Source organism: Euzebyales bacterium (assembly GCA_036374135.1).
Classification (GTDB): Bacteria; Actinomycetota; Nitriliruptoria; order Euzebyales; family JAHELV01; genus JAHELV01.
In genome coordinates this window covers 49,405-71,480 of record DASUUK010000041.1, presented here as the reverse complement: position 1 = coordinate 71,480, position 22,076 = coordinate 49,405, and the positions used below count along the sequence as shown (strand labels likewise).

General features: G+C 70.0%; 24 protein-coding genes. 13 read left to right on the top strand and 11 right to left on the bottom strand.

Translation table 11 applies throughout. The features are described 5' to 3' along the window. Nucleotides 1–1,005 (top strand): hypothetical protein (locus VFZ70_06950; GenBank protein HEX6255535.1); only part of this gene is annotated, 1,005 nt, incomplete at its 5' end. Between the two features lie 187 nt (nucleotides 1,006–1,192). Next, nucleotides 1,193–1,678, top strand: coding sequence for a hypothetical protein (locus VFZ70_06945; GenBank protein HEX6255534.1), 486 nt, complete (start codon nucleotides 1,193–1,195; stop codon nucleotides 1,676–1,678). A 146-nt stretch (nucleotides 1,679–1,824) separates the two neighbouring features. On the opposite strand, the gene VFZ70_06940 is transcribed toward VFZ70_06945, so the two are convergent. Further along, a complete protein-coding gene (locus VFZ70_06940) occupies nucleotides 1,825–3,126 on the bottom strand; it encodes a hypothetical protein (GenBank protein HEX6255533.1) in 1,302 nt (433 codons plus the stop codon). Nucleotides 3,127–3,322: 196 nt separating this feature from the next. Then, a complete protein-coding gene (locus VFZ70_06935; GenBank protein HEX6255532.1) occupies nucleotides 3,323–5,341 on the bottom strand; it encodes a PA domain-containing protein in 2,019 nt (672 codons plus the stop codon). Between the two features lie 190 nt (nucleotides 5,342–5,531). Between VFZ70_06935 and VFZ70_06930 the strand changes: the two genes are divergently transcribed. Beyond that, nucleotides 5,532–5,915 (top strand): BlaI/MecI/CopY family transcriptional regulator, encoded by a 384-nt coding sequence (locus tag VFZ70_06930; protein ID HEX6255531.1) that lies wholly within the window; start codon nucleotides 5,532–5,534, stop codon nucleotides 5,913–5,915. Then, on the top strand, nucleotides 5,912–6,793 hold the full coding sequence (locus VFZ70_06925) for a M48 family metalloprotease (protein HEX6255530.1): 882 nt from the start codon (nucleotides 5,912–5,914) through the stop codon (nucleotides 6,791–6,793). The genes VFZ70_06930 and VFZ70_06925 overlap by 4 nt, the downstream gene beginning before the upstream one ends. Nucleotides 6,794–6,834: 41 nt before the next feature. Here the strand turns inward: VFZ70_06925 and VFZ70_06920 are convergent, their stop codons facing one another. After that, nucleotides 6,835–7,386 carry a hypothetical protein gene (locus tag VFZ70_06920; protein HEX6255529.1) on the bottom strand — a complete coding sequence of 184 codons (552 nt, stop codon included), beginning with the start codon at nucleotides 7,384–7,386 and terminating at the stop codon, nucleotides 6,835–6,837. A 347-nt stretch (nucleotides 7,387–7,733) separates the two neighbouring features. Between VFZ70_06920 and VFZ70_06915 the strand changes: the two genes are divergently transcribed. Beyond that, the gene (locus VFZ70_06915; GenBank protein HEX6255528.1) at nucleotides 7,734–8,663 is read left to right on the top strand and encodes a sensor histidine kinase; all 930 of its coding nucleotides are present in this window, start codon (nucleotides 7,734–7,736) and stop codon (nucleotides 8,661–8,663) included. A 16-nt stretch (nucleotides 8,664–8,679) separates the two neighbouring features. Here VFZ70_06915 and VFZ70_06910 read toward each other — a convergent pair whose 3' ends face one another. After that, on the bottom strand, nucleotides 8,680–10,533 hold the full coding sequence (locus tag VFZ70_06910; GenBank protein HEX6255527.1) for a feruloyl-CoA synthase: 1,854 nt from the start codon (nucleotides 10,531–10,533) through the stop codon (nucleotides 8,680–8,682). 93 nt (nucleotides 10,534–10,626) lie between these two features. Between VFZ70_06910 and VFZ70_06905 the strand changes: the two genes are divergently transcribed. From VFZ70_06905 to VFZ70_06890, 4 genes are all read left to right on the top strand, one after another. Further along, nucleotides 10,627–11,013: a hypothetical protein gene (locus VFZ70_06905; protein ID HEX6255526.1), complete on the top strand. Its 387-nt coding sequence runs from the start codon at nucleotides 10,627–10,629 to the stop codon at nucleotides 11,011–11,013. Nucleotides 11,014–11,040: 27 nt separating this feature from the next. Next, on the top strand, nucleotides 11,041–11,283 hold the full coding sequence (locus tag VFZ70_06900) for a hypothetical protein (GenBank protein ID HEX6255525.1): 243 nt from the start codon (nucleotides 11,041–11,043) through the stop codon (nucleotides 11,281–11,283). Continuing rightward, a complete protein-coding gene (locus tag VFZ70_06895; GenBank protein HEX6255524.1) occupies nucleotides 11,283–11,912 on the top strand; it encodes a class I SAM-dependent methyltransferase in 630 nt (209 codons plus the stop codon). Before VFZ70_06900 ends, VFZ70_06895 begins: the two co-directional genes overlap by 1 nt. Before the next feature lie 90 nt (nucleotides 11,913–12,002). Further along, entirely contained in the window at nucleotides 12,003–12,872 is an 870-nt protein-coding gene (locus VFZ70_06890; GenBank protein HEX6255523.1) for a sulfotransferase domain-containing protein, read from the top strand. A gap of 32 nt (nucleotides 12,873–12,904) precedes the next feature. Here the strand turns inward: VFZ70_06890 and VFZ70_06885 are convergent, their stop codons facing one another. From VFZ70_06885 to VFZ70_06875, 3 genes are all read right to left on the bottom strand, one after another. After that, nucleotides 12,905–13,228, bottom strand: a complete 324-nt coding sequence (locus VFZ70_06885) for a metalloregulator ArsR/SmtB family transcription factor (protein HEX6255522.1) — start codon at nucleotides 13,226–13,228, stop codon at nucleotides 12,905–12,907. A gap of 91 nt (nucleotides 13,229–13,319) precedes the next feature. Next, nucleotides 13,320–13,748 carry a heme-binding protein gene (locus tag VFZ70_06880; GenBank protein HEX6255521.1) on the bottom strand — a complete coding sequence of 143 codons (429 nt, stop codon included), beginning with the start codon at nucleotides 13,746–13,748 and terminating at the stop codon, nucleotides 13,320–13,322. A 57-nt stretch (nucleotides 13,749–13,805) separates the two neighbouring features. Further along, nucleotides 13,806–16,028: a malate synthase G gene (locus VFZ70_06875; protein HEX6255520.1), complete on the bottom strand. Its 2,223-nt coding sequence runs from the start codon at nucleotides 16,026–16,028 to the stop codon at nucleotides 13,806–13,808. Nucleotides 16,029–16,324: 296 nt separating this feature from the next. Here VFZ70_06875 and VFZ70_06870 point away from each other — a divergent pair, with 296 nt between their 5' ends. The 4 genes from VFZ70_06870 (at nucleotide 16,325) to VFZ70_06855 (ending at nucleotide 18,781) form a co-directional block, all read left to right on the top strand. Continuing rightward, complete coding sequence (locus VFZ70_06870) at nucleotides 16,325–17,116, top strand: metalloregulator ArsR/SmtB family transcription factor (protein ID HEX6255519.1); 792 nt, start codon at nucleotides 16,325–16,327, stop codon at nucleotides 17,114–17,116. Between the two features lie 24 nt (nucleotides 17,117–17,140). Further along, on the top strand, nucleotides 17,141–17,683 hold the full coding sequence (locus VFZ70_06865) for a DUF1697 domain-containing protein (GenBank protein HEX6255518.1): 543 nt from the start codon (nucleotides 17,141–17,143) through the stop codon (nucleotides 17,681–17,683). 113 nt (nucleotides 17,684–17,796) lie between these two features. Further along, on the top strand, nucleotides 17,797–18,246 hold the full coding sequence (locus VFZ70_06860; GenBank protein ID HEX6255517.1) for an alcohol dehydrogenase catalytic domain-containing protein: 450 nt from the start codon (nucleotides 17,797–17,799) through the stop codon (nucleotides 18,244–18,246). Then, nucleotides 18,176–18,781 carry an NAD(P)-dependent alcohol dehydrogenase gene (locus tag VFZ70_06855; protein HEX6255516.1) on the top strand — a complete coding sequence of 202 codons (606 nt, stop codon included), beginning with the start codon at nucleotides 18,176–18,178 and terminating at the stop codon, nucleotides 18,779–18,781. The genes VFZ70_06860 and VFZ70_06855 overlap by 71 nt, the downstream gene beginning before the upstream one ends. Nucleotides 18,782–18,808: 27 nt before the next feature. Here the strand turns inward: VFZ70_06855 and VFZ70_06850 are convergent, their stop codons facing one another. From VFZ70_06850 to VFZ70_06835, 4 genes are all read right to left on the bottom strand, one after another. After that, nucleotides 18,809–19,615 (bottom strand): ABC transporter ATP-binding protein, encoded by an 807-nt coding sequence (locus tag VFZ70_06850; protein ID HEX6255515.1) that lies wholly within the window; start codon nucleotides 19,613–19,615, stop codon nucleotides 18,809–18,811. Then, nucleotides 19,612–20,382: a cobalt ECF transporter T component CbiQ gene (gene cbiQ / locus VFZ70_06845; protein HEX6255514.1), complete on the bottom strand. Its 771-nt coding sequence runs from the start codon at nucleotides 20,380–20,382 to the stop codon at nucleotides 19,612–19,614. Before cbiQ ends, VFZ70_06850 begins: the two co-directional genes overlap by 4 nt. Nucleotide 20,383: 1 nt before the next feature. Continuing rightward, nucleotides 20,384–21,388 carry an energy-coupling factor ABC transporter permease gene (locus VFZ70_06840; GenBank protein HEX6255513.1) on the bottom strand — a complete coding sequence of 335 codons (1,005 nt, stop codon included), beginning with the start codon at nucleotides 21,386–21,388 and terminating at the stop codon, nucleotides 20,384–20,386. 102 nt (nucleotides 21,389–21,490) lie between these two features. Beyond that, nucleotides 21,491–21,934, bottom strand: coding sequence for a Fur family transcriptional regulator (locus VFZ70_06835; GenBank protein ID HEX6255512.1), 444 nt, complete (start codon nucleotides 21,932–21,934; stop codon nucleotides 21,491–21,493). Nucleotides 21,935–22,076: the final 142 nt, after the last annotated feature.

Below are 22,076 nucleotides of genomic sequence, written 5' to 3'. Positions count from 1 at the left end.
CCGGGCGAGAACCGTGTCCTGCTCTACAACTCGTCGTATCCGCTGCGGCCCGGACCGACCTGTGGCCAGCCGGCGGACGGTGAGCCGATCCACCACGACCGCGACCCTGTTCACGGTGTCATCCAGGTCAGCGAGGTGTCGTGGGACGCCGGCGATCCGCTGGGCGGGGTGACCGCGCAGGAGATCGCCGAGCCGCCGCTGACCTATCCGGGCGATCCTGACAATGTCTTCGACCCTGCAGAGCACGGTCTCGACGTCTTCGACCCCCTCCGCGCGTGCCACGACATCGGCGTGCACCTGGGCGTCGGCCTTGCAGCGGGTGCCTGTGCGGAGCAGATGCAGGTCTGGCGCATAGGTGCCGATGGGCTCCCGGACACGGCGAACCCGGTCTGGGTCTTCGACGATTCCGTCGACACGAATGGCGCCACCGGCGACCCCGACGACACCGAGATCGCGGTTGACTTCTGGCACACCGCCAGGTTCACGTGGGACGGCAGGTACGTGCAGGGCGACGACGAGTCGTTCGGCAGCGGCTGTCCGCCGACGACCGCCATCGGGTTCGACGCGACCGAGCCGAACAGCGACACCGGCCGAACCCACTTCGTGCGGGTCTCCGACGGTCAGCGGATGAGCACGTTCATGATCCCGCGGGAGGGCGCGGGCTCGTACTGCTCGATGCACCAGGGCAACTTCATCCCCACGCCCGGTCGGTACCTGTCGGTCAACGCCTGGTACGCAGGCGGCGTCGACATCGTCGACTTCACGTCCGTGCGCAACCCTCGCGAGATCGCGTACTTCGATCATGGTCCAGCCGGCGGTGAGGGTGACTCGAACAACTGGTCGCACTACTGGTACGAGCAGAATCCGAAGCCGGGTGACCCCGTGACCACCTACGGCCAGGACATCTCTCGCGGCTTCCAGGTCTTCGAGGCGACCGTGGGCCGCGGCAAGCGGTTCGGGATCGGGCACATGAACCCGCAGACGATCGAAGCGACGATCCCATAGCGCAACCGCCAGATGGCGGCGGTGCGCTTCAGCGAGCCGATCCGATCCGATCCGACCCGGGCCCGGTGTACGGCACGCCGGGCTCGGGCCCGGACGGGATCCTCCCACGCACGACCGTGATCCACGGCCGTCCCGCGTGATCCGAAGAGGAGCGTAGATCAAGCGATTGCACACGAAATGGGCCGTATTGCTCGCGGTCGTCTCATTACTGGGCGCGGCGGTACCAGCCGCTGCGGAACACGACACATTCCCGAGCACGAAGAACATCCACGCGCTCGGCCACAGTCCACAGCCAGCGACCTTCGCGGTGCCCGACGGCGAGCGGGTCATCAGCTCCGACCTCGCCTTCCAGGGCAAATTGGCATGCCAGGGCAACTACAACGGCTTCCGGGTCATCGACGTCTCCTCGCCGGGGAACCCGAAGCTCATCTCGCACCCGAAGTGCAACGGCGACCAGGGCGACATCGTCGTCTACGAGGACATCCTCGTGCGGTCGTGGAACACCAAGCGCGCCGAGCCCCGCGAGTGTGGTGACACCATGGTCCCGGCCGGCTTCGAGGGCGTCCACGTCTGGGACATTTCAGACCCGGTGGATCCCGAGTTGCTCGGCGCCCTCGAACTGCCCTGCGGGTCGCACACGGCGACGTCGCTGGCGTCGATGACGGTGACCTGATCGTCTACAGCAACAACTCGAGTGCGAGTGGTTGCACCGGCGGCCCGGACGCAGGAGACTTCATGGACGTGATCGCCGACGGCGGAACGCCCCCATCCGCCGCGGACGGGGGCGCTCGACGACGATCAGCAGTCCGATCGCATGCGCTATGGCAGCGAGAACTCCTGCGTCTGCGGGTTCAGATGGTCGAGCTTGATCGCTTTCGCCAGTGCCCTGTCGCTCACGCGGAAGACGTTCAGGCCCTCAGTGATGCTGCTCTCGTAGATGCGGCCGTTGTACCAGTACGAAGACCAGGCACCGCCGAGATCTTCAGGGTCCAACGGCAGCGGGTCCGACCACGCGATCGTCTCGGCGTTCGCCGGATCGGTGAAGTCCACCACCCACGTGCCGGCCTGGTAGTTACCCATCACGGCGATGTAGCTGCCGTCACGGGTCGGCACGATGTTGTAGTTGTGGATGGTGCAGTTCTCCACCTCTTCCTGCGGTCGGGGAAGGACCCATTGGCCCAACTTCTCGCCCGTCTGCGCGTCGTAGAAGAACAGGCTCTTCTTGATGTCGGGATCGTCGGCCTCACACTCACCGGCCGCTCCGCCACCCGGCTCCCAGCCGAGGACGAGCACCTCACCGTCCCACGTGAACGCGGCTGAGTGCCAGTTGCCGCCGACACCGACCTGGTTGCCCTGGTCGTCCGACTCCATGATGTTGTAGAGGAAGACGGGCTCGGTCAGACTGCCACCGGGGAACTGGTTGTCGCCGATGTCGAAGACGTTCGCCGCATCTCCGCTCGCGCAGCCGAGCAGGTTCACGTCGCCAAGGATGACGGCGGCGTCGTGGCAGCGCGTGGCGTCCACGAGGTCGATCTGTCCAATGATCGCAGCCTCATCCGGGTCGTCGAACGGAACCTCGACGATTTCCATCCACGGACAGTCGGAGCCCGAGCCATTGTTGTAGATCAGCAGGCGGTCATTGTCGGGATCGGGCACACCTGTCGCGGTGTGTGAACCGCACTCCGTCTCGATCGATGCGACGAGCACCGGGTCGGTCAGGTCGCTGATGTCGAAGACGTGCAGCCCCTCGAAGCCCTCCGGCACCGGCTGACCGTCGCACTCGACGCCCGCCGGGGCAGGCGAGTTCCACGACCGCACCAGGATGTCTTCCCATACGACGATGTCACCCTGGTTGCCCTCGCAGCGCTGGTGGACGATCTCCTTGGGGTTGCCCGGAGCCTTGATGTCGATGATCCGGAAGCCGTCGTAGTTGCCGTGGAACGCGTAGTTGCCCCAGAACGCGATGTCCGAGTTGATCTCGAACGGCGTTTCAGGGGTCACGTTGAAGAAGCTCGCAGGGTTCGCGCTGTGCCCCTGAGCGTGGATGTTGTTCGTGTGCGGCCGGTCGCCGTGGTCGGCGGCAGCCGGCAGCGCAGCGAGCATGAGGATCAGCAGTGCCAATAGGATTGACCATCGACCTGTTCTCCACATGGTGTTGCCTCCTTCGTGGCGGGTGGAACGTGGAGGTGCGTCGGAGATTCGGGCGGTTGACAAGGGCGCTCCCGCCGGCGGGCTCCGGCTACGTCGATCAGATCTGCGCACGCGCGGAACGGGGCCACGACCTGGTGGTCGTGACCCCGTCATGGTCGGCCGCGAGCTAGTTCAGCCGCCCCTTGCCCGTCAGCTTGAAGACGTAGAGGCCGCCGTTGCGGTCCGAGCCGAAGACCCACGGCTCGTTCTCGATCTTGTACACGCCCCAGAAGTCGTGGGGGTTGCCGCCGTTGGCTGCGATGAACTCCTCGGAGTTGTCGAAGAAGCGGGCCACCTCGACGGGGTTGTACGGGTCGGTCACGTCGAGCACGACCATCCCGTCCCAGTACCACGAGATGTACGCGTAGGTCTTGCTGCCCCTGGACTCGACCTGCACGTTGTGCACCGAGTACGTGCCTGCCGGGTCACAGCCCTCGATCGGCTCGCTGGCCGCCGAGCACTCGGTGTAGAAGGTCGATGCCAGCACGGGGTCCTCCGGGTCGGAGTAGTCCCAGATGCGGACGCCGCCCCACGGGGTGCCCTCGAGGTTGTTCGCGATGATCACCGCGCTCGCCCCGAGGCTCGCGGCCGCGTTCGCCTTCTCCTCGAACTCGCAGTCACCGCGACGCACGACGGCGATGTCGCCCTCGTCGAAGGCCTCGGTGTTCAGCAGCTCGTCGCCCTCGGACACGGTGCACGCGCGCCCAATCCAGACGAACTCGCCGCTGACGGTGCCGGTGTCCTCAAACGACGGCGAGTCCTCCGGCGTGGACAGCTCGACCGCGTCGAAGGTCGGTCCCCCGTCGACGACGACCGTGTCACCGTCGGTGGACCCGGTCAGCCCCGTCTGGTTCTGCTCGAAGAAGTCGCCGTCGTTCGTCGCGAGCGCCGTCGCCGGGATCGTGGGATCGCCGGGCGTGTCCGTCCCGTCCAGGGTCAGGTTCTGGGGTGGGGAAACACCCTCCCACGCATCGAAGTCCTCCTCGGTCTCGACGACGATCGAGCCGTCCTCGCTCGGCCACGCCGCGTGGCTGTTGAGCTCACCGTCGAGCGAGCCCTCCTCGAGGTTGATCGCCTGCGAGACGAACACCGGGTTCGCCGGGTCACTGATGTCGAGCAGGATCAGGCCGGCGTCCCAGTTGGACAGGTACGCGCGCGTGCCGTCCTCGTTGATGGTGAGGTCGTGCAGGAACCGGTTCTGTGACGAGCCGGGGCCGTCGAGCAGCCACAGCGCGGCGTCGAGTACCCGGTCGACCTGGTCGGGATCGGACAGATCCGTGAGATCACCGACTCCTGGGTCGAAGACCTCCTCCGCACCCCACGCCGTGACCAGCGTCGGGCTGGTCGGGTCCGTGATCTCGTAGATCTGGAACGTGTCGAAGGCGGTCTCTGCCACCACGGCGACGTAGTCACGATCGCCCTGGCTGAACAGGAAGAGGTTGTGGACACCGACATCGGTGATGCCGCCGAACAGGAAGTCGGAGATCGGGTTCAGCTCGTCGATCTGCACCGAAGCGAGGTGCACGGGGTTCGTCGGATCGCTGACGTCGTAGATCTCGAAGCCACCCTTGCCGCCACCGCACGCCTCGTTGGAGTGCACGAGGATGTCGGTGCCGTCGCTGGCCGTGTACACCTTGACGTCGTTGGTCCGACTGCCCTCGACCGACGGCAGGTTGCCGACGTAGCGGGGCTTGTTCGGGTTGCGGATGTCGAAGATGGCGATGCCGGGCTCTTCGACGCCGTCGACCAGGTCGACCTCGCCGACGCCTTCGACGTAGTTCTCGCCCGTGCCGCACGGCTCGTTGAACGTGCCGATGTAGGCGTAGTTGCCGAGCGCCCAGACGTCGGTCGTGGCGTTCTCGACCAGCCGCTCGCCGCGCCCGGCGAGGGCCATGTCCTTGATCTTCTTACCCGTCGGCCCCTCACTGATGATCCCGGCCGTGGCGGCATCGTGATCCTCGAGGTGGTCCGACGCGTCGCGCTCGTCGAGGCTTCCGTCCCGGAGGTCGTGCTGATGATCGTCGTCGTGGTCCGGATCGCCGGTGAGCTCGGGATGGGCCACCGCTGCGGTGGGCAGCAGCATCAGCAGCACGGACAGCAGCGCCAGCACGATGGAGCGCGGACGCCGGAAGGATTGTGGTGACATCGCGGGCTTGCCCCCTTGTGCGGTGCGTCAGGGATTGTCCGTCGCCCCGCACGATCAGTTGTAGTACTCGCTGCTGTCGGACGGTAGCCTCACGTCACGACCAAGTAAAGGGCGGATCGTGGGTCCTCCGCAGGCCCGTTATGGCCGGGTGCCGCTCGCAGATCCGCGCCTGATGTCATACGCTCTCGGCATGGAAGACGACGCCGTGCAGGGCGCACCGCGACGGCTCGGGCCCCGCGAGACGACAACGATGCGGATCCTCTGGCGCGAGCCGGCACGGTTCCTGAGCGTGCGCCAGGTCGCCGAGGCGCTCGACGCGGGGCTCGCGTACACGACCGTCATGACGTTGCTGTCACGGCTGCACGAGAAGGGCTTCCTGGAACGCCGCCTCGCCGGGCGCGCGTGGACGTACCGGCCCGCGGTCTCCGAGGGCGTGCATGCCGCGCGGACGATGAGCGCCGCGTTGCACGACAGCGACGATCACGCCGACGTGCTGTTCCACTTCGTCGAACAGCTGACCGCCGATGAGGTGCGGGAGCTACGCCGTCGACTGGAGGACGACGAACGGCGATGACCGTTGCGCTGGCGCTCATGGTGCTCGGGATGTCCGCGCCGTACCTGTTGCGCCGGTTCGGCGGCCGGACTCCGGCCGCTGCCATCGTGGCAGGGCACGTCGCGTCGCCCGTGCTGGTCTGGCTCTGCGTCGTCTCCGTGACCGTCGACGCGGTGGGGGCGGCACACCGCCCGGCGGCGTGGGCGGAGCTCGTCCCTGGTGTCGCCGGAGGCTACGGACCGCCGGCCGGCTACGCCATGACCGCAGTGCTGCTGCTGATGATCGGGCGATCGGCATCGGCGTGGTACCGGACGGCCGCAACGGTCCGCGCCGCCCGCCAGCGGTACCTGGCGATGTCATCCGTGGCCGCGCCCGGCGTCGCGTTCGCCCCGATCGGGTCGGTCGCCTGCACGGTCGGTCTGTTCCGCCCCATGGTGTTCGTCAATCCGGAGCGGTACACACGACTCGCCCCTGACGAGCAGGCCGCCGTCCTCGCGCACGAACGTGGACACGTCCGTGGTCGCCACGGGCTCATCGATCTGCTGATGCGCACCGTGACGGCAGGACTCCGACCGCTGCCGGGGGCGGATCTGGGCCGCAGGGAGGTTCGCCGGCACCTCGAGGCGCTCGCCGACGATCGTGCCTCGGGTCTCACGAGCCGCCGGACGGTCGCGACGGCGATCGTGGCGGCCGCGGCCTCCCCGCCGTCGGGCGCGTTGGGCGCGGCCGGATGGTCGACGTGGCGGGTGGAAAGGTTGCTCGCACCTTCTCCGGTGCCACGGCCCCTGCTGCTGCCCGTCGTTGGTCTGGTCGCACTGTCGCTGGTCGCCCTCGTGCAGACGGTTGGTCACCTCGTCAAGGGCGCGCATCTGTTCCCGGTGGCCTTCCCGGTGCTGTAGCACGATCTCGACGCCGCCGGGTACGCCGGATCGTCAAGACCTCACCCGTACTGGAACGTCAGCCGCGTGGCGCGCCCGTCCTCGTACGTGATGATGCAGCGGTCGCCGTCGTCGGTCAGCCTGTACACCGCCTCCTGGCCCTCCGTCTCGCTCGGCGCGCCCAGAACCTCCTCGACCTCGCCCCGCCGCGTGCCGACACCGATCGGCAGCGTGGTCGCGTAGGCGTCGCTGGTGATGACGAGGTCGGAGATGAACCGTCGTCGAGGCTCGTTCAGCTCGCGCACGACGACTTCGAGACCGTCGTAGCGCAGGGTCTTCACCCGGCCAGGACGCTGATGCTCCGGTGGTCGGCGCGACGTGAACTCGGCCGGCTCACCGAGCGTCTCGATGACATCGCCGCTGTCCGTGCCGGGGATCGCGATCGAGTCGGGGTCCAGCAGCGGCCGCAGCGAGATCCTGTCATCGCCGACCTGGTCGAGCTCGGTCGGCGTGAGCTCAGCGCAGCCGGTGAGCCCGAGCATGGCCACGACCATCGCCACGACCATCGCCACGACGGCGACGGCCCGCCTGCCGCGCGTCACGTTCTGGTGCATCGGTCGCTGTCGACTCCATCGTGGACCGTCGGCTGTGCGTTGCTCGCCGTGGTCGCCACGGCTGTCCCGCTAGTACGGACGTCGCCATCGTTCGTTGACGTCGTCGCCCGCAGGCGTTGGAAGAACCCGATCGCCTGATCCGTACCCGCGCGCCCATCGTCAGACGCGCATCAATGGTAGCGACCGACCGTGCGCGCCTCCGCGCGGTCACTGCGACGCGCCTGGGCGCCTGCACCCTGGTAGCGGGTCGCCCGCTCCGGAGACGCGCTGGCCGAACCGGTAGGGTGCAAGGAGGGGGACAGCGTCCGCGCACCTGCACAATCGGCGGAGAGGGGTCTGAGACAGCCGTGGGCAGGACCACGCAGCGACCATTCCGACACGACGCACTGCTCTACGACGGCGCGGTGGCGTTCGACGACGCGGTGTCGCCGTTCCTGACCGATGCCGTCGCGCTCGGCGAGCCGGTGCTCGTCGTCGCGGCAGCGGACAGGATCGAGCGTCTGCGGTCCTGGGCGGACCACGACCTGGTCACGCTTGCCGACAGGGCGCAGGTCGGGCGCAACCCGTCCCGGATCATTCCGGCCTGGCACGCGCTGGTCGACGCCCACCCCGGGCGCGCGGTCCGCGGGGTCGGCGAGCCGATCTCGGCGGTGCGCGCGGACGGCGCCGATCTCGTCGAGCATCAGCACGCGGAGGCGCTGCTGAACGTCGCGTTCGCCGAGGCCGACGGCTTCTGGCTGCGCTGCCCGTACGACGTGAGCGACCTGTCGACGGCGATCATCGACGAGGCGGAGCGCAGCCATCCCATCGTCGTCGATGGGCGGCACGAGCGCGCGAGCCAGACGTACCCGGGCGTGGACGCGATCCGCCCGGTGCTCGACGAGCCGCTGCCCGAGCCACCGCGGACGGCGGTCGGACACGTCCTGCGACCCGGCCGGCTCGCGCAACTGCGCGCGTTCGTGCGCGCAGAGGCCAGGTCGGCGGGTCTGGCGCCGGAACGGGTTGACGACCTCGTGCTGGCCGCCAACGAGGTCGCCAGCAACAGCCTCATGTACGCCGGTGGTGGCGCCGACGTGCGCATGTGGGTGACCGCCGAAGGGGTCGTGTGCGACATCCGCGACGGTGGGTCGATCACCGATCCGCTGATGGGAAGGATGGCACCGGGTGCCGACGAGCACGACGCGCGCGGGCTGTGGATCGTCAACGAGGTGTGCGATCTCGCGCAGGTGCGGTCGTCGACGGCCGGCAGCGTGGTCCGTCTCCACGTGCGTCACTGACCACGGTTCGGGGGGTTCACCGCTCGGCGCCGATGACGCTGTCGTCGGGCGGATCGGCGTCCAGCTTCGCGACGTCCCCCGCGCGGCGTCGAAGCGTCGCGCGCTGGTTGATGTAGCCCTTGTCGGTGATCTCGCCGGCGTCGAACGAGGGCGGGTCCGTCAGCACGACCAGTCCGTGGACGATCGTCGATGAGCCGCGTTGCCGCGCGTTGTAGGCGGCCAACCGTTCCCGCAGCGCATCACGGACCGCGGGGTCGTCCGCCAACGGGCGGGAATCGTCGTGGCCCGCGCCGACCGTGCGCGCGAGTTCGGCGTCGTGGAGCCACACGAGCGCGCCGACGTGGTCGCGGTCGTGGCCCGTGATGACGGCGTCGGTCACCAGCGGTGACAGCGCGGCGATCAGGTCGACCCGTAGCTTTCCGACGGGAACCTTCGTGCCCGTCGACAGCTTGAAGTCCTCGGCGACCCTGCCGTCGAACAGCAGTCCTGCGGACGGATCGTCAGGGTCGGCCAACCGCACTGCGTCACCGATCCGGTAGAACCCGTCGTGATCGAACGCCTCCGCGGTGAGCTCCGGTCGACGGTGGTAGCCGGGGGTCACGTTCGGGCCCCGCACGCGTACCTCGAGGGTGTCGCCGGCGTCGACGAGCTTGAGCTCGACCCCCGGCACCGGCACACCGAGGTTGCCGGCCCGCTCGAGCGGGAAGTGCGCCGACGTGGCCATCGGCGCGGTCTCCGTGGCGCCCCACGCGGAGGTCATCACGACCGGATGGTCGGCGAACCGGTCGATCAGGCGCTGCAGGCGGTCCCACAGGTCCTGGGGGAGCGCAGCGGCCGCGTAGAAGATGACCTGCAGCCGCTCGAAGAAGCCGGCCGCGAGCCCGTCGTCGGACTCGAGGAACGGCAGCAGGGCGCCGTAGCCGGCCGGCACGTTGAGCGCGATCGTAGGGTGGACGCTCCGCAGGTTGCGCACCGTGCGGCCGATCCGATCCGGTGTGGGGCGACCGTCGTCGATGTACAGCGACCCGCCGAAGCGCAGCACCATGTTGGTGTCGTGGTTGCCGCCGAACGTGTGGTTCCACGGCATCCAGTCGAGCAGCACCGGCGGCGTGTCCTCCAGGAACGGCCACACCTGGCGCAGCTGCTGCATGTTGGCGCACAGCATGCGGTGGGTGTTGACCACGCCCTTGGGCCGCCCGGTCGACCCGGACGTGTACAGGATCTTGGCGACGGTGTCAGGTCCGACGGACGCGGCCGCCCGGCCCACGTCGTCGGTCACGGTGGTCGCCGCAAGCGTGCGGAACGCCGTGGTCGTCAGTCCCTCGGGTTCCCCGGCGCCCACCACCAGCTCGGCGCCGCCGTCGGACACCGCGCTCAGCGCGTCGGCGAAGGCGGCGCCGTCCTCGGCGAACACCAGACCGGGGGTCACCTCGTCGTGTATGGCCCGGACCTTGACGTGGTCGTCCGACAGCAGGCTGTAGGCGACGGAGACGGGCACCACGGGGACACCGACGAGCTGGCACGCCAGCGACAGCACGCCGTGGTCCAGACTCGCCCCCGACAGGATCATCACCGGCCGTTCGGGGCCGAGACCCCGGTCGAGCAGCGCCTGCGAGACGGCGCACGCCCGCGTGTGCGCCACGCGGAACGACAGCTGCGCCCATCCGTCGCCGGACAGGTCCCGCTGCGCGAGGAACACGCGGTCAGGGTCGTTCGTTGCGCGGGCGGTCAGCCACTCGCCGACATTGGTCGCGTACCGCCCCAGCTCGAGCTCGGACCGCAGCACGATGTCGCCCTCGGAGGTGATCCGCCGCTCGACGCGCGGCGCGGGCATCCCCAGCGCCGCGTGCGGGGTCACTTCTCCACGCATTGCGCTCAATTGTTCCCCAGATCGCCTCGACGCACCGCGCTGGCCGGACTACCCTGACGCCGGCACGTCGACACTGCTCGGTCTCGCGCGCTGTTGCTGGACCCGCCCGGCGTCCTGCTGCTCGACGAGCCGACCAACAACCTCGATGCCGGAGGCCGCGCGGATCTGTACGCAGCGCTGGTCGACTTCCCCGGCGTCCTGCTGGTCGTCAGCCACGATCGCACGCTGCTCGAACGCGTCGATGCCATCGTCGAGCTGCGTGACGGTGCAACGCGGGTGTTCGGCGGCGCGTGGTCGGTGTACGACCAGACGGTCGCCGCGGAGCAGGAGACGGCGGCCGCACGGGCAGTGGTCATCGGTGTGCTGCGGCGGGTCACCGGTCTGCGCCCACCCGACCCCAACTTCCTCGACGAGATGGTCCACGGTCGGACGCCGCTGCGCCACGCACTCGGCCGACCGGCATCGGGCTGGTCCGCCTGATCGGTGGCGCCAGCATCGGGCCGGGGGGTGCCGACGGCGACGCTGGGCGCCGGCTTCGGGACGGCGATCGCCGAGTGTGACCGGTCCGCCGACGACGACACCGTGGCCGACCTGTCGTTCGCCGGCATCTCAGGCGTGTTCCGCGCACTGCTGACGTTCCCCTTCGCCGGCCCGGTCATCGCGATGGAACTGCAGCGTTCGGAGCGCTTTGACTCGTACGTCTCCGGGGCCACGGTGTATCGCGACGTGAGAGGAGCGACGATGGACTGATGACCACCCAGCGTCCCTACCGCGACGACGACCTGCGAGACCTGTACGACGGGTTCGCGTCGTCCTACCGCTGGTCGTCCCTGGTCAACGACACACTGTTCGGCGTCGCCGGGCTGCGTCGCTGGGTGATGCGGCACGCTGTCGGCGACGTGCTCGACGTCGCGTGTGGCACCGGCGAGAACTTCCCCCACCTGCGCGGGGTCGATCGGGTCACCGCGGTCGACCTCAGCCCGCGCATGCTCGACCAGGCGCGCCGGCGCGCGGACCGCCTAGGCCTCGACGTGGACCTGCGGCAGATGTCGGCACAGCACCTGACGTTCCCGGACGGCGCGTTCGACACGGTGACGACCGCGATGTCGACATGCACGTTCCCCGACCCGGTCGCGGCGCTGTGCGAGATGGCCCGGGTCGTGCGGCCGACGGGGCGCATCCTTCTCGTCGAGCACGGACGCAGCCGCATCGGTGCTGTCGCCCGCGCTCAGGACCGGCGGGCCGAGGCCCACTACCGGCCTGCGGGCTGCCGCTGGAACACCGACGTGGCCGCGTTGTTCGACGAGGCCGGCCTGGTCGTGGACGCCACCCGCACACGCACCCTCGGGATCTTCACGGCGGCTGTCGCGCGGCCGTGAGCCGCTGACCGCAGGCGGCCTCGTCTCCGGCCCCGTTCGGTCACGGCATCATCGGGGTTCCATGGCACATCGAGAGCCCGGCCGGCCGTGATGAGGCGGTACCGGTCGTCCGACGAGGACAGCGCGCGGTGGGACGGGTTCGCGTTCCGCGACGGCGACGTCGTGGTCAGCACGCGATCCAAGCACGGCACCACATGGGTGCAGCACATCCTGCTGCTGTTCATCCACGGCGACCCCCGGCGAACGCTGCCGCTGGTGGAGCTGTCGCCGTGGCTCGACCATCTCGTGGAGCCACGTTCGGCGGTCGTCGCGCGCCTGGACGCGCAGGATCACCGGAGAGTGATCAAGACGCACACGCCGCTGGACGGCGTACCGCTCGACCCGCGCGCCACGTACGTCGTCGTGGCCCGCCATCCGCTCGACGCGGCCGTGTCGCTGTACCACCACCGGCGGAACCTCGACCGCGACCGCGTGGGCGAGCTGACCGGCGCTCCTCGACGTCCGGCACGCCGAGAGCGGCCGCTGGCCGACTGGTTGCGGGCGTGGATCGCCTGGGACGGCGACGCAGCGGACGCGCTGGACTCGCTGCCGGGCGTGCTGCACCACCTGTCGGACGCGTGGCGCCGCCGCCACGACGACAACGTGGTGCTGGTCCACTACGCGGACCTGCTGGCCGACCTCGACCAGGGGATGCGCCGGCTCGCCGGCGCGATCGGCGTCGACGTGCCGCAGCGCCGTCGGGAAAATCTGATCGGCGCGGCCACGCTACCCGCGATGCGTGCGCGGGCCACCCAGCTGGCACCGGGGCCGGCCGGCATCCTCCGCGATCCCGCCGCCTTCTTCCGCGTCGGCGGGACCGGCGAGGGAGCCGCGCTGTTGACGCCGGACGAGCTCGACGCCTATCACGCGCGTGCCGCGAGGCTGGCCCCACCCGACCTGCTCACCTGGCTGCACCGCTGACCTGCCGATCGACGGGATCGCACCGCGCCCCCTCAGTCCTTTCGGAGGCCGGTAATCCAGTCGTCGAGCTCGGTGAGCGGTGCGGCACACAGCGCATACCAGCGCCGGCGACCCTCCTGGCGGACGGACACGACGGCCGTCTCGCGCAGGACGCGCAGGTGCTCGGACACGGTCGGCTGATCCATCTGCAACTCGAAGACCAGTTCCCCGACCGATCGTTCGCGGTCGCTCACGAGCTCCATGATCCGACGGCGGGTCGGATCACTAATGACCTTGAAGACCGTCGTGGGCCCCCCGACGGCGCGCCCGTCCGGGCGGCGGTGGCGGGGGACGCGGTGGCGTCGTGGCGACAACACATGCCTCCCGTGGCCTACGTCGGGGCGGCAAGGCTAGCGCACGGCGGCCGAGCGTCGCGCCGTTGACGCGAGACGCGGTCCTGCGTCCGGCTCACCCGCCCAACGGCGTGAGGCCGACCTCCTCGAGACCGGCGAGGATGGCGGCCTCGTCGTTGTCGGAGGTGTCGCCGCTGGCGCCGACGGCGCCCACGACGGCGCCGTCGTCATCGACGACGAGCACGCCACCCGGCACGGGCACCATCGCCCCGCCCACCGCGGCGTTGGCCGCGGCGATGAAGTACGGCCGGTCGACGGCCATGTCGTTGAGCTGCCGGGAGTTGACGCCCATCGCGATCGCGCCGTGCGCCTTGCCGTGGGCGATCTGGAAGCGGTGGGTCGACGACCCGTCCTCCCGCTCGAACGCCACCAGGTGCCCGCCCGCGTCGAGCACCGCGACCGACAGCGGCTTCAGCCCCCGGGCGCGGCCGGCGGCACGGGTCGCCGCGATGATGGCGCGGGCGGTGTCCAGGGTCAGGGTCATGACGTGTGCCTATCACTGTCGCTACTTGAGGCACGGGATGTGTGCCTACCGCTGTCGCTACATGACATCATCCTCGGCCTCGGGGGCGGGGGCGGGGGCGTCCGGAAGGACGGGGAAGCCGTGCAGCTTGGCCTCCTCCCGGCGCCGGTGCAGGATCGGCTCGGTGTAGCCGGACGGCTGCTCGATGCCCTTGAGGATCAGCTCACGCGCCGCGGTGAACGCCGGCCCGTCGAAGTCCGGCGCCATCGGCGTGTACAACGGATCGCCCGCGTTCTGCTCGTCGACCTTCTCGGCCATGCGGCGCAACGCGGCGTCGACCTGCTCGGTTGTCACGACGCCGTGGTGCAACCAGTTGGCGACGTGCTGCGACGAGATGCGGCACGTCGCGCGGTCCTCCATCTTGCCGACGTCGTTGATGTCGGGGACCGTCGAGCAGCCGACACCCTGCTGGACCCACCGCACGACGTAGCCGAGGATGCCCTGGCAGTTGTTGTCGAGCTCGTCGCGGATCTCGCCGTCGCTCCAGTCCGGCTCCGCCAGCGGGATGGTCAGCAGGTCGTCCAGCGGAGCGAGCTCGCGGTCGGCCAATTCGCCCTGCCTCGCGAACACATCGACCCGGTGGTAGTGCGTCGCGTGCAGGGTGGCTGCGGTGGGCGACGGTACCCACGCGGTGTTGGCGCCGGCCTGCGGATGGCCGATCTTCTGCTCGAGCATGGCGGCCATCCTGTTCGGCTCCGCCCACATGCCCTTGCCGATCTGCGCCCGGCCCTGCAACCCGCACGCCAGACCGATGTCGACGTTGCGGTCCTCGTACGCCAGCATCCACGGCTGCGACTTCATCTCGGCCTTGCGCACCATCGGGCCCGCCTCCATGGAGGTATGCAGCTCGTCACCGGTGCGGTCCAGGAACCCCGTGTTGATGAAGGCGACGCGGTGCCTGGCGGCGCGGATGCACTCCATGAGGTTGGCGCTGGTGCGGCGCTCCTCGTCCATCACCCCGATCTTGACGGTGTTCGGATCGAGGCCGAGCACCTGCTCGACGCGGGTTGAGATCTCGTCGGTGAACGTGACCTCCGCGGGTCCGTGCATCTTGGGCTTCACGACGTAGACCGAGCCGGCGGGGGAGTTGCGGTCGGCCACGGGCCGGTCGCGGTCGGCCATCGCGCACAGCACGGTCACCATCGCGTCCAGCAGGCCTTCGAACACGGGCTCGCCCTCCGCGTCGAGCACGGCGGGGGTCGTCATGAGGTGGCCGACGTTGCGGATCAGCATCAACGAGCGTGCGCGGACCACCACGTCCGACCCGTCGGGCCCGGTCAGCGTCCGGTTGTCGTTGAGCGTGCGGATGAACGACTCGTCGCCCTTGGTCACGCGCGCCTTGAGTTGGCCCGTGATCAGCCCCAGCCAGTGGCGGTAGGCCATCGCCTTGTCGATGGCGTCGACCGCGGCGATCGAGTCTTCGCAGTCGACGATCGTGGTGACCGCGGCCTCGATGACGACGTCGGCCACGCCCGCCCGGTCCATGCGGCCGATCCGGTCTTCGGGATCGATGCGCAGCTCGATGCCGAGCCCGTGGTTGCGCAGCAGCACCGACGACGGCGTGTCCGCGGCGCCGCCGTACGCGGAGAACTGCCCGGGATCGGCGAGATCCACCTCGGTCGTCGTGTCGCCGTCGACCTGGGCGACCAATGCGCCGTCGGACACGCGGTAGCGGGTCACATCGGCGTGCGACGCGCCGTCCAGCGGCGCGGCGCCATCGAGGAACTCGCGCACCCACGCGATCACACGCTCGCCGCGATCGGTGTCGAACGCTCCCGGGGGCGGTTCGTCGCCCATCGCGTCGGTGCCGTACAACGCGTCGTACAACGATCCCCACCGCGCGTTGACGGCGTTGAGTGCGTATCGCGGGTTGGTGACCGGCACGACCAGCTGCGGACCGGCGATGCTGGCGATCTCCGGGTCGACACCGGACGTGTCCACCGCGAAGTCGTCGCCGCCCTCGACGAGGTACCCGAGGTCGCGCAGCAGCGCCAGGTACTCCTGCTGGTCGAAGGAACCGTCCCGGTGCTCCCGGTGCCAGGTGTCGAGGCGGTCCTGGAGGTCCTCGCGAACCTGGAGCAGCTCACGGTTCCTGGGTGTCAGGTCCGCGATCAGCGACGCGAGGCCGGACCAGAAGGCATCAGCGTCGACGCCCGCGGCGGGGATCGCCTCGGTGCTCAGGAAGTCGTACAACGGCCGGCCGACCTGCAGGCCGGCGACCTCGATCATCTCGGTGGACATGGTGGCTCCCACGTGGAGATCTCTGGTAGGGCTCGGTGGGCAACCATGCCCGGATCGCGCCGAGCGAACCGCATCAGCCGGCACCTCGTGCGCTCGGCGGCCGGCGCATCCGTCGAGGTCGCATCGTGCGACGCTCGTCCAGACCAGCGGATCGGCGGCGGCTCGATCATCGGTCCGGCATCGATCCGAACACCCGGATCGCGATGGCGGCAACACGGGCGACCGTGTCCCCGGCCTCATGCCATGGGAACATCGTAAGTATTGACTTACGGTAAGTTGTGACTTACGTTCCATGCATGACCGGAGATCACTTCGCGGCCCTCGCCGATCCGACCCGTCGGGCGATCTTCGAGATGCTCGCAGTCGGCGGCCCCCGGTCCGTCGGCGAGCTCGCGAACGACCTACCGGTCAGTCGCCCGGCCGTGTCACAGCACCTGAAGGTCCTGGTCAGGACCGGGATGGTCGGTGTGGCCGCGGACGGCACGCGACGCATCTACCGGACAGATCCAGCAGGGCTGGCCGCGCTGCGCTCCTGGATCGATCAGCACTGGGACGGCGTGCTCGACCACTTCGGGCGCGCCGCCCGAATGGAGGCTGCCATGACGACCACCTCCGGCATCGCGCCGGTCACCAAGACACGCACCGTCCCGCTCGACATCACCCGTGCGTTCGATCTCTTCACACATCGGATCGCGGCATGGTGGCCGACCGGCACGCATTCGATCAGTGCCGACACCGGAGACGGTGACGCGGGACGCATCGTTGACATCCGCTTCGACGGTCGTGTGGGCGGCCGGGTGACCGAGGTGCTCGCCGACGGCACCGAGCACAGCTGGGCCGACGTCCTCGCGTGGGATCCACCCAACCGCGTCGTGCTCTCGTGGCATCCCAACCCGTCGCCAGTCGCCGCGTCGCGCCTGGAGGTCCGCTTCTCGGCTGTCGACGGTGGCACCCGCGTCGATCTGCGACACGACGGCTGGGAGGAGCTCGGTGACGTGGCGGCGGACCGCCGTGCCGGGTACGACACCGGGTGGGAGCCGGTGCTCGACCGCTTCGTCGACAGTGCCGCCCAGCCCGCGAACCAGTGACGCGACAGTCGGTATCCTGCGCCGATGGCAACCTTCGTGGCATTCCTGCGGGGCATGAACCTCGGCCAACGGCGGATCACGAACGACGAGCTGTGTGCGTGCTTCGAGCGGATGGGGTTCGCCGGCGCTACCGCGTTCATGGCGAGCGGCAACGTCATCTTCTCAGCTGACACCGCTGACGAGTCAGCCCTTCGCGAGACGATCGAGCGTGGGCTGCGCACCGAACTCGACTACGAGGTGCCGAGCTTCCTGCGAGCCGTCGACGAGATCGAACGCATCGCCGACCATGCGCCGTTCACCGGGCGGGAGCTTGGCGCGACGCAGGGACGCGTACAGGTCGGGTTGCTGCATGCTGCGCCATCCGCTGCTGCGCGTGCAGCGGTGCTCGCCCACGCGACAGCCGACGACCGTCTGACGATCGACGGCCGCGATCTGTACTGGCTGCCGCGTGCGGGGATCTCCACCTCGGACCTCGACCTCACGGCCATCGGTGACGATCTCGGCGGGATCACCGTCCGTACGCACCGGACGATCCAGCGGTTGGGCGCACGCGTGGCGGGCGCCTGACCGTCGTCGCGCTGCTCCTTGATTACCTTACGGCGTATGGCTACAGTGTGCGGCGTAGCCTTACAATGTCAGGCATAGCCGTGACTTATCGGTCGGCAACACGAGCAGCGACGATGCGGGCGGCGGTCCACACCAGGTACGGTCCGCCCGAGGTGGTGCGGGTCACCGACGTCGATGTTCCAGAGCCCGCCGACGGCGAGCTCCTGGTGCGGGTGCACGCGACCACGGTGAACCGCACCGACTGCGGCTACCGCACGCCCACCCCCTGGTTCGCGCGGCTGTTCTTCGGGCTCACGCGCCCGCGGGCCACGACACTCGGCAGTGAGTTCGCCGGTGAGGTGGTCGCGGTCGGCCGCGACGTGACGACATTCGTCGTCGGAGATGCCGTGTTCGGGTACGTCGAGCCGACCTTTGGCGGGCACGCGGAGCTCCTGACCGTGTCGGCGGACGGGATGGTCGCCGCGATGCCGCCCGGGGACGACGTTCGCGCAGATGACGCCCGCGACCGAGGGTGCGCACTATGCGCTGTCGATGATCCGGCGGGCGAAGGTCGCGGCGGGTGACGACGTCTGCGTCTACGGCGCGACCGGCGCCATCGGGTCAGCCGCCGTGCAGCTGCTCAAGGCCCGCGGCGCCGTCGTGACCGCCGTGTGCGCCACCGCCCACGTGGATCTGGTCGAACGCCTCGGCGCCGACCTGGTCATCGACTACACGTCCGAGGACTTCACGGCGGACGTGCAGGCCTACGACGTGGTCATCGACGCGGTGGGCAAGACGTCGTTCGGCCGCTGCCGCCGGATGCTCAAGCCCGACGGGATCTACGTGTCGTCGGAGCTGGGGCCGCTGAGCATGAATCCGTTGCTGGCCCTGCTGACGCCGGCGTTCGGCCGTCGGCGGGTCCAGTTCCCGCTGCCCATGGGCGACCAGGCGATGGTCCGTGGGCTGGGTGACCTCATCGCGTCCGGGGGGTTCACGCCCGTGATCGACCGGCGCTATCCGTTGGACGAGATCGTCGCCGCCTACGGGTACGTCGAGACCGGCCAGAAGGTCGGCAACGTCGTGATCACCGTCACGGAAAGGGCCGACCAGTCCGCGTGACGCCACCGGCCGCGAGCCGGCCGGGCGTCACGCGACGCCGGACCGCGCGCGGATGGCGCGGGGGTCGACACCGTAGGGCAGCTCGAGGCGGTGGCGGCCCAGCAGTTCGACGTCGGCCAGCAGCTCCGGGGTGGCCCCGTCGGCGACCACACGCCCGCCGTCGATGATCACCGAGCGCCCGCACAACTCGAGCGCGAACGGCAGGTCGTGGGTGATCACCAGCTGCGTGATGGCCAGATCACGCAGCACCTCGACCAGCTCGCGACGCCCGGCAGGGTCCAGGCCCGACGTCGGTTCGTCGAGCACCAGCACGTCGGGTCGCATGGCGAGGACGGTCGCCAGCGCGACGCGCCGCCGCTCGCCGCCGCTCAGATGGTGCGGTGCGCGCGCACGCAGCTCGGACGCTCCGACGGCGCCGAGCGCCTCGGTCACCCGGGCGTTCAGCTCGGCACCTCGCAGCCCGAGGTTCGCGGGCCCGAACGCCACGTCCTCGCCGACCGACGGCATGAACAGCTGGTCGTCGGCGTCCTGGAACACCAGTCCGACGCGGCGGCGGATCTCCGGCAGCGCCGGCTCGGCGACCACCAGGTCGCCGATCCGCACGGAGCCGGCCGTCGGCTGGTGGACGCCGTTCAGGTGCAGCGCGAGGGTCGTCTTGCCTGCGCCGTTGGGCCCCAGCAACGCGACGCGCTGCCCCCGCTCGACCCGCAGGTCGAGCCCCGACAACGCCTCGTGACCGTCCGGGTAGGCGAAGTGCAGCCCGTCGACCTGGACGGCAGGCGTGGCCGCTGTCACGTCGCGCCGGGCACGTCCGTCGCCGAGCACTCCCGTCATGGTGACACCCCTGTCAGTGCGAGTACCGCGGCCACCCACGCCACCGCCACGGGCGCCCCCGCCAGCGCCCACTGCCCACCCGTCGCGCGACGCTCGTCGAGCTCGGGCATCGAGCCCGCGTAGCCCCGGGCGAGCATGGCGGCGTGGACGCGTTCGCCGCGCTCGTAGGACCGGATGAACAGCGCACCCGCCGAGGCGGCGACCGGCCGTGCCTGCCACAACCAGCGCGGCGCGTAGCCGCGCGCGGCCATGGCGGTGCGCATGCGGCCGAGCTCGCCCGCGATGACCTCGAGGTACCGCACCATGAAGCTGGCGATGGCCGTCAGCGTGGGCGGCACGCGCAGCCGCGTCATGCCGGTCAGCATCCGCGGCACCTCCGTCGTGGCGGCGAGGGTGATGCTGGCCGTCGCACCGAGCGAGGCCTTCGCCAGGACGTTCCAGGTTCCCCACAGCCCGTCGCGCGACAGCGACAGTCCGAGCACCTCGACCTGCTCGCCGGAGGCGACGAAGGGGATCGCCAACGCGAACGCCACGAACGGTGCGATCACCAGCAGTCGGCGTGCCACGAAGGCGGGTCGCAGTCGCGCCGCGGCGATCACGGTCGCCAGGCACACCGCGTCCACCGCGAAGGCCCAGACCGCCTCCCGCGGAGTCAATGCGCCGGCGAACACGAACGCCACCGTCGCCGCGACCTTCACCTCGGGCTGCAGGCGGTGGACCCGCGAGTGCCCGTGGACGTACAGCGGATGGCTGTGGCCGGCGCCCACGTCAGCGGCCGGAGTCGACGGCGGTGGATGTGGACGCGCGTGGGCGGCGGTCGCGCACGGCGGCCGCGATCCCGAGGCCGACCAGCAAGGTGACCGCCACACCGGCGACGCCGGCGAGCGCGAGGCTGGTGGTCTCGTCGTCGAGTCCGTCGGTGGCGTAGTCGGCGAACATGTTGTCGGCCAGCACGTGGTCGGTCCCACTCTCGGCGATGCCGGTGTCGCGTGCGACACGCTCGAGGCCGTCGGGATCGGGCGCGGCGAACTGGCTGACGACCGCGGCGAACAGCAGTGCGACGATCACCGCGGCGAGCGCGAAGGTGCGCATGCCGATCCGTGGGCGGTCGGCCGTCTGCGCGCGCGTGAGGTCACGCGCGCCGTGCACCAGATCGGGACGCGCGGCCAGGACGGCGCCGACCGCCATCGCGCTGATGAGCCCCTCGCCGACCCCGATCAGCAGGTGCACGCCGACCATCGCGCCGAACACGGTGTCGAACGGCACCGGCGCGGTGGCGCCGAACAGCCACTCCACCGCGAACGCCATGGCCGACAACGCCACGGACACACCCGCGGCGAGACCGGTCGCCGCCACGACGCCCGCGGCATTGGCCGGCAGCAGTCGCCGCATCAGGACGAAGACGCCGTACCCGCCGAAGGCCGTCACGACAGCCATGTTCAGCACGTTGTAGCCGAGCGCGGTCAGGCCACCGTCGGCGAACGCGAGCGCCTGCACGACCACGACGACCGTCACCACGACGGCACCGGCTGCGGGGCCCAGCAGCACCGCCGCGAGCGCGCCGCCCAGCAGGTGTCCGGTCGTGCCCGCCGCGACCGGGAAGTTGAACATCTGCGCGGCGAACACGAACGCGGCCGTCAGCCCGGCGAGTGGGACCTGGCGGTCGGCCATCGATGAGCGCATCTGACGCAGCGCCGCACCCACCGCCCCGGTGCTGAGCAGTCCGGTGGTGACGGCCGTGCCGGCGTTGAGGAACCCGTCGGGAGCGTGCACGGACAACCTCCGCCTCGGCCGAGCGCCGACGATCGTGACGACCGGTCGGCGTGACCACAGTAGCGACTATCGCAAGTTGTTCGCAATAAAAAGGTGGAGGGGTCACGTGTCGTCGGCAGCGGCGGCTGCGCACGACGCGCACCGCCCGACCACCGACAGGTCGACCGACCGCGGCTCGAACCCGTGGCCGGCGCGCAGGTGCTCCACGATGCGTGCGACCAGGTCACCCGCGTGGTGGTCGACCTGGCCGCACACGTCGCAGATCAGGTGGAAGTGCTCGTCGGGGTGCGCCAGCTCCCACCGGGTGACGTCCTCGTCGCCCAGCCGCGACTCGCGGACCAGGTCGAGCTGCGAGAAGAGCGCGAGCGAGCGGTAGACCGATGCCAGGTTGACGCCCGGGTGCTCCCGCGCGACGCGCTCCGCGACCTCCTCCACGGTCAGGTGGCCGTCCGCGGCCATCAGCGCGTGCCAGACGGCCCGGCGCGGACGCGTCACGCGCAGACCGTGGCCGCGCAGCCGGCCGTCGATGTCATTCGTCTCGGACACGGTGGCCAGCCTAGAGGCGACGACGACACGTATCGGACACGGGGGACACCGCCGACGATGTCACCCGTGTCCGGATGGTGTGATCAGGTGTCGGTCCCCGCGCGTCCGACCGGTTGACAACGGGGAACGGGCGCGCCAGGGT

Coding starts and splice junctions, on each gene's coding strand:
- VFZ70_06880 (HEX6255521.1), bottom strand. CDS start 13,748: ATGACCCTGACCCTGGACACCGCCCGCGCCATCATCGCGGCGACCCGT.
- VFZ70_06910 (HEX6255527.1), bottom strand. CDS start 10,533: ATGCGTGGAGAAGTGACCCCGCACGCGGCGCTGGGGATGCCCGCGCCG.
- VFZ70_06935 (HEX6255532.1), bottom strand. CDS start 5,341: ATGTCACCACAATCCTTCCGGCGTCCGCGCTCCATCGTGCTGGCGCTG.
- VFZ70_06895 (HEX6255524.1), top strand. CDS start 11,283: ATGACCACCCAGCGTCCCTACCGCGACGACGACCTGCGAGACCTGTAC.
- VFZ70_06875 (HEX6255520.1), bottom strand. CDS start 16,028: ATGTCCACCGAGATGATCGAGGTCGCCGGCCTGCAGGTCGGCCGGCCG.
- VFZ70_06930 (HEX6255531.1), top strand. CDS start 5,532: ATGGAAGACGACGCCGTGCAGGGCGCACCGCGACGGCTCGGGCCCCGC.
- VFZ70_06865 (HEX6255518.1), top strand. CDS start 17,141: ATGGCAACCTTCGTGGCATTCCTGCGGGGCATGAACCTCGGCCAACGG.
- VFZ70_06925 (HEX6255530.1), top strand. CDS start 5,912: ATGACCGTTGCGCTGGCGCTCATGGTGCTCGGGATGTCCGCGCCGTAC.
- VFZ70_06850 (HEX6255515.1), bottom strand. CDS start 19,615: ATGACGGGAGTGCTCGGCGACGGACGTGCCCGGCGCGACGTGACAGCG.
- VFZ70_06855 (HEX6255516.1), top strand. CDS start 18,176: ATGACGCCCGCGACCGAGGGTGCGCACTATGCGCTGTCGATGATCCGG.
- VFZ70_06890 (HEX6255523.1), top strand. CDS start 12,003: ATGAGGCGGTACCGGTCGTCCGACGAGGACAGCGCGCGGTGGGACGGG.
- VFZ70_06860 (HEX6255517.1), top strand. CDS start 17,797: ATGCGGGCGGCGGTCCACACCAGGTACGGTCCGCCCGAGGTGGTGCGG.
- VFZ70_06870 (HEX6255519.1), top strand. CDS start 16,325: ATGACCGGAGATCACTTCGCGGCCCTCGCCGATCCGACCCGTCGGGCG.
- VFZ70_06920 (HEX6255529.1), bottom strand. CDS start 7,386: ATGCACCAGAACGTGACGCGCGGCAGGCGGGCCGTCGCCGTCGTGGCG.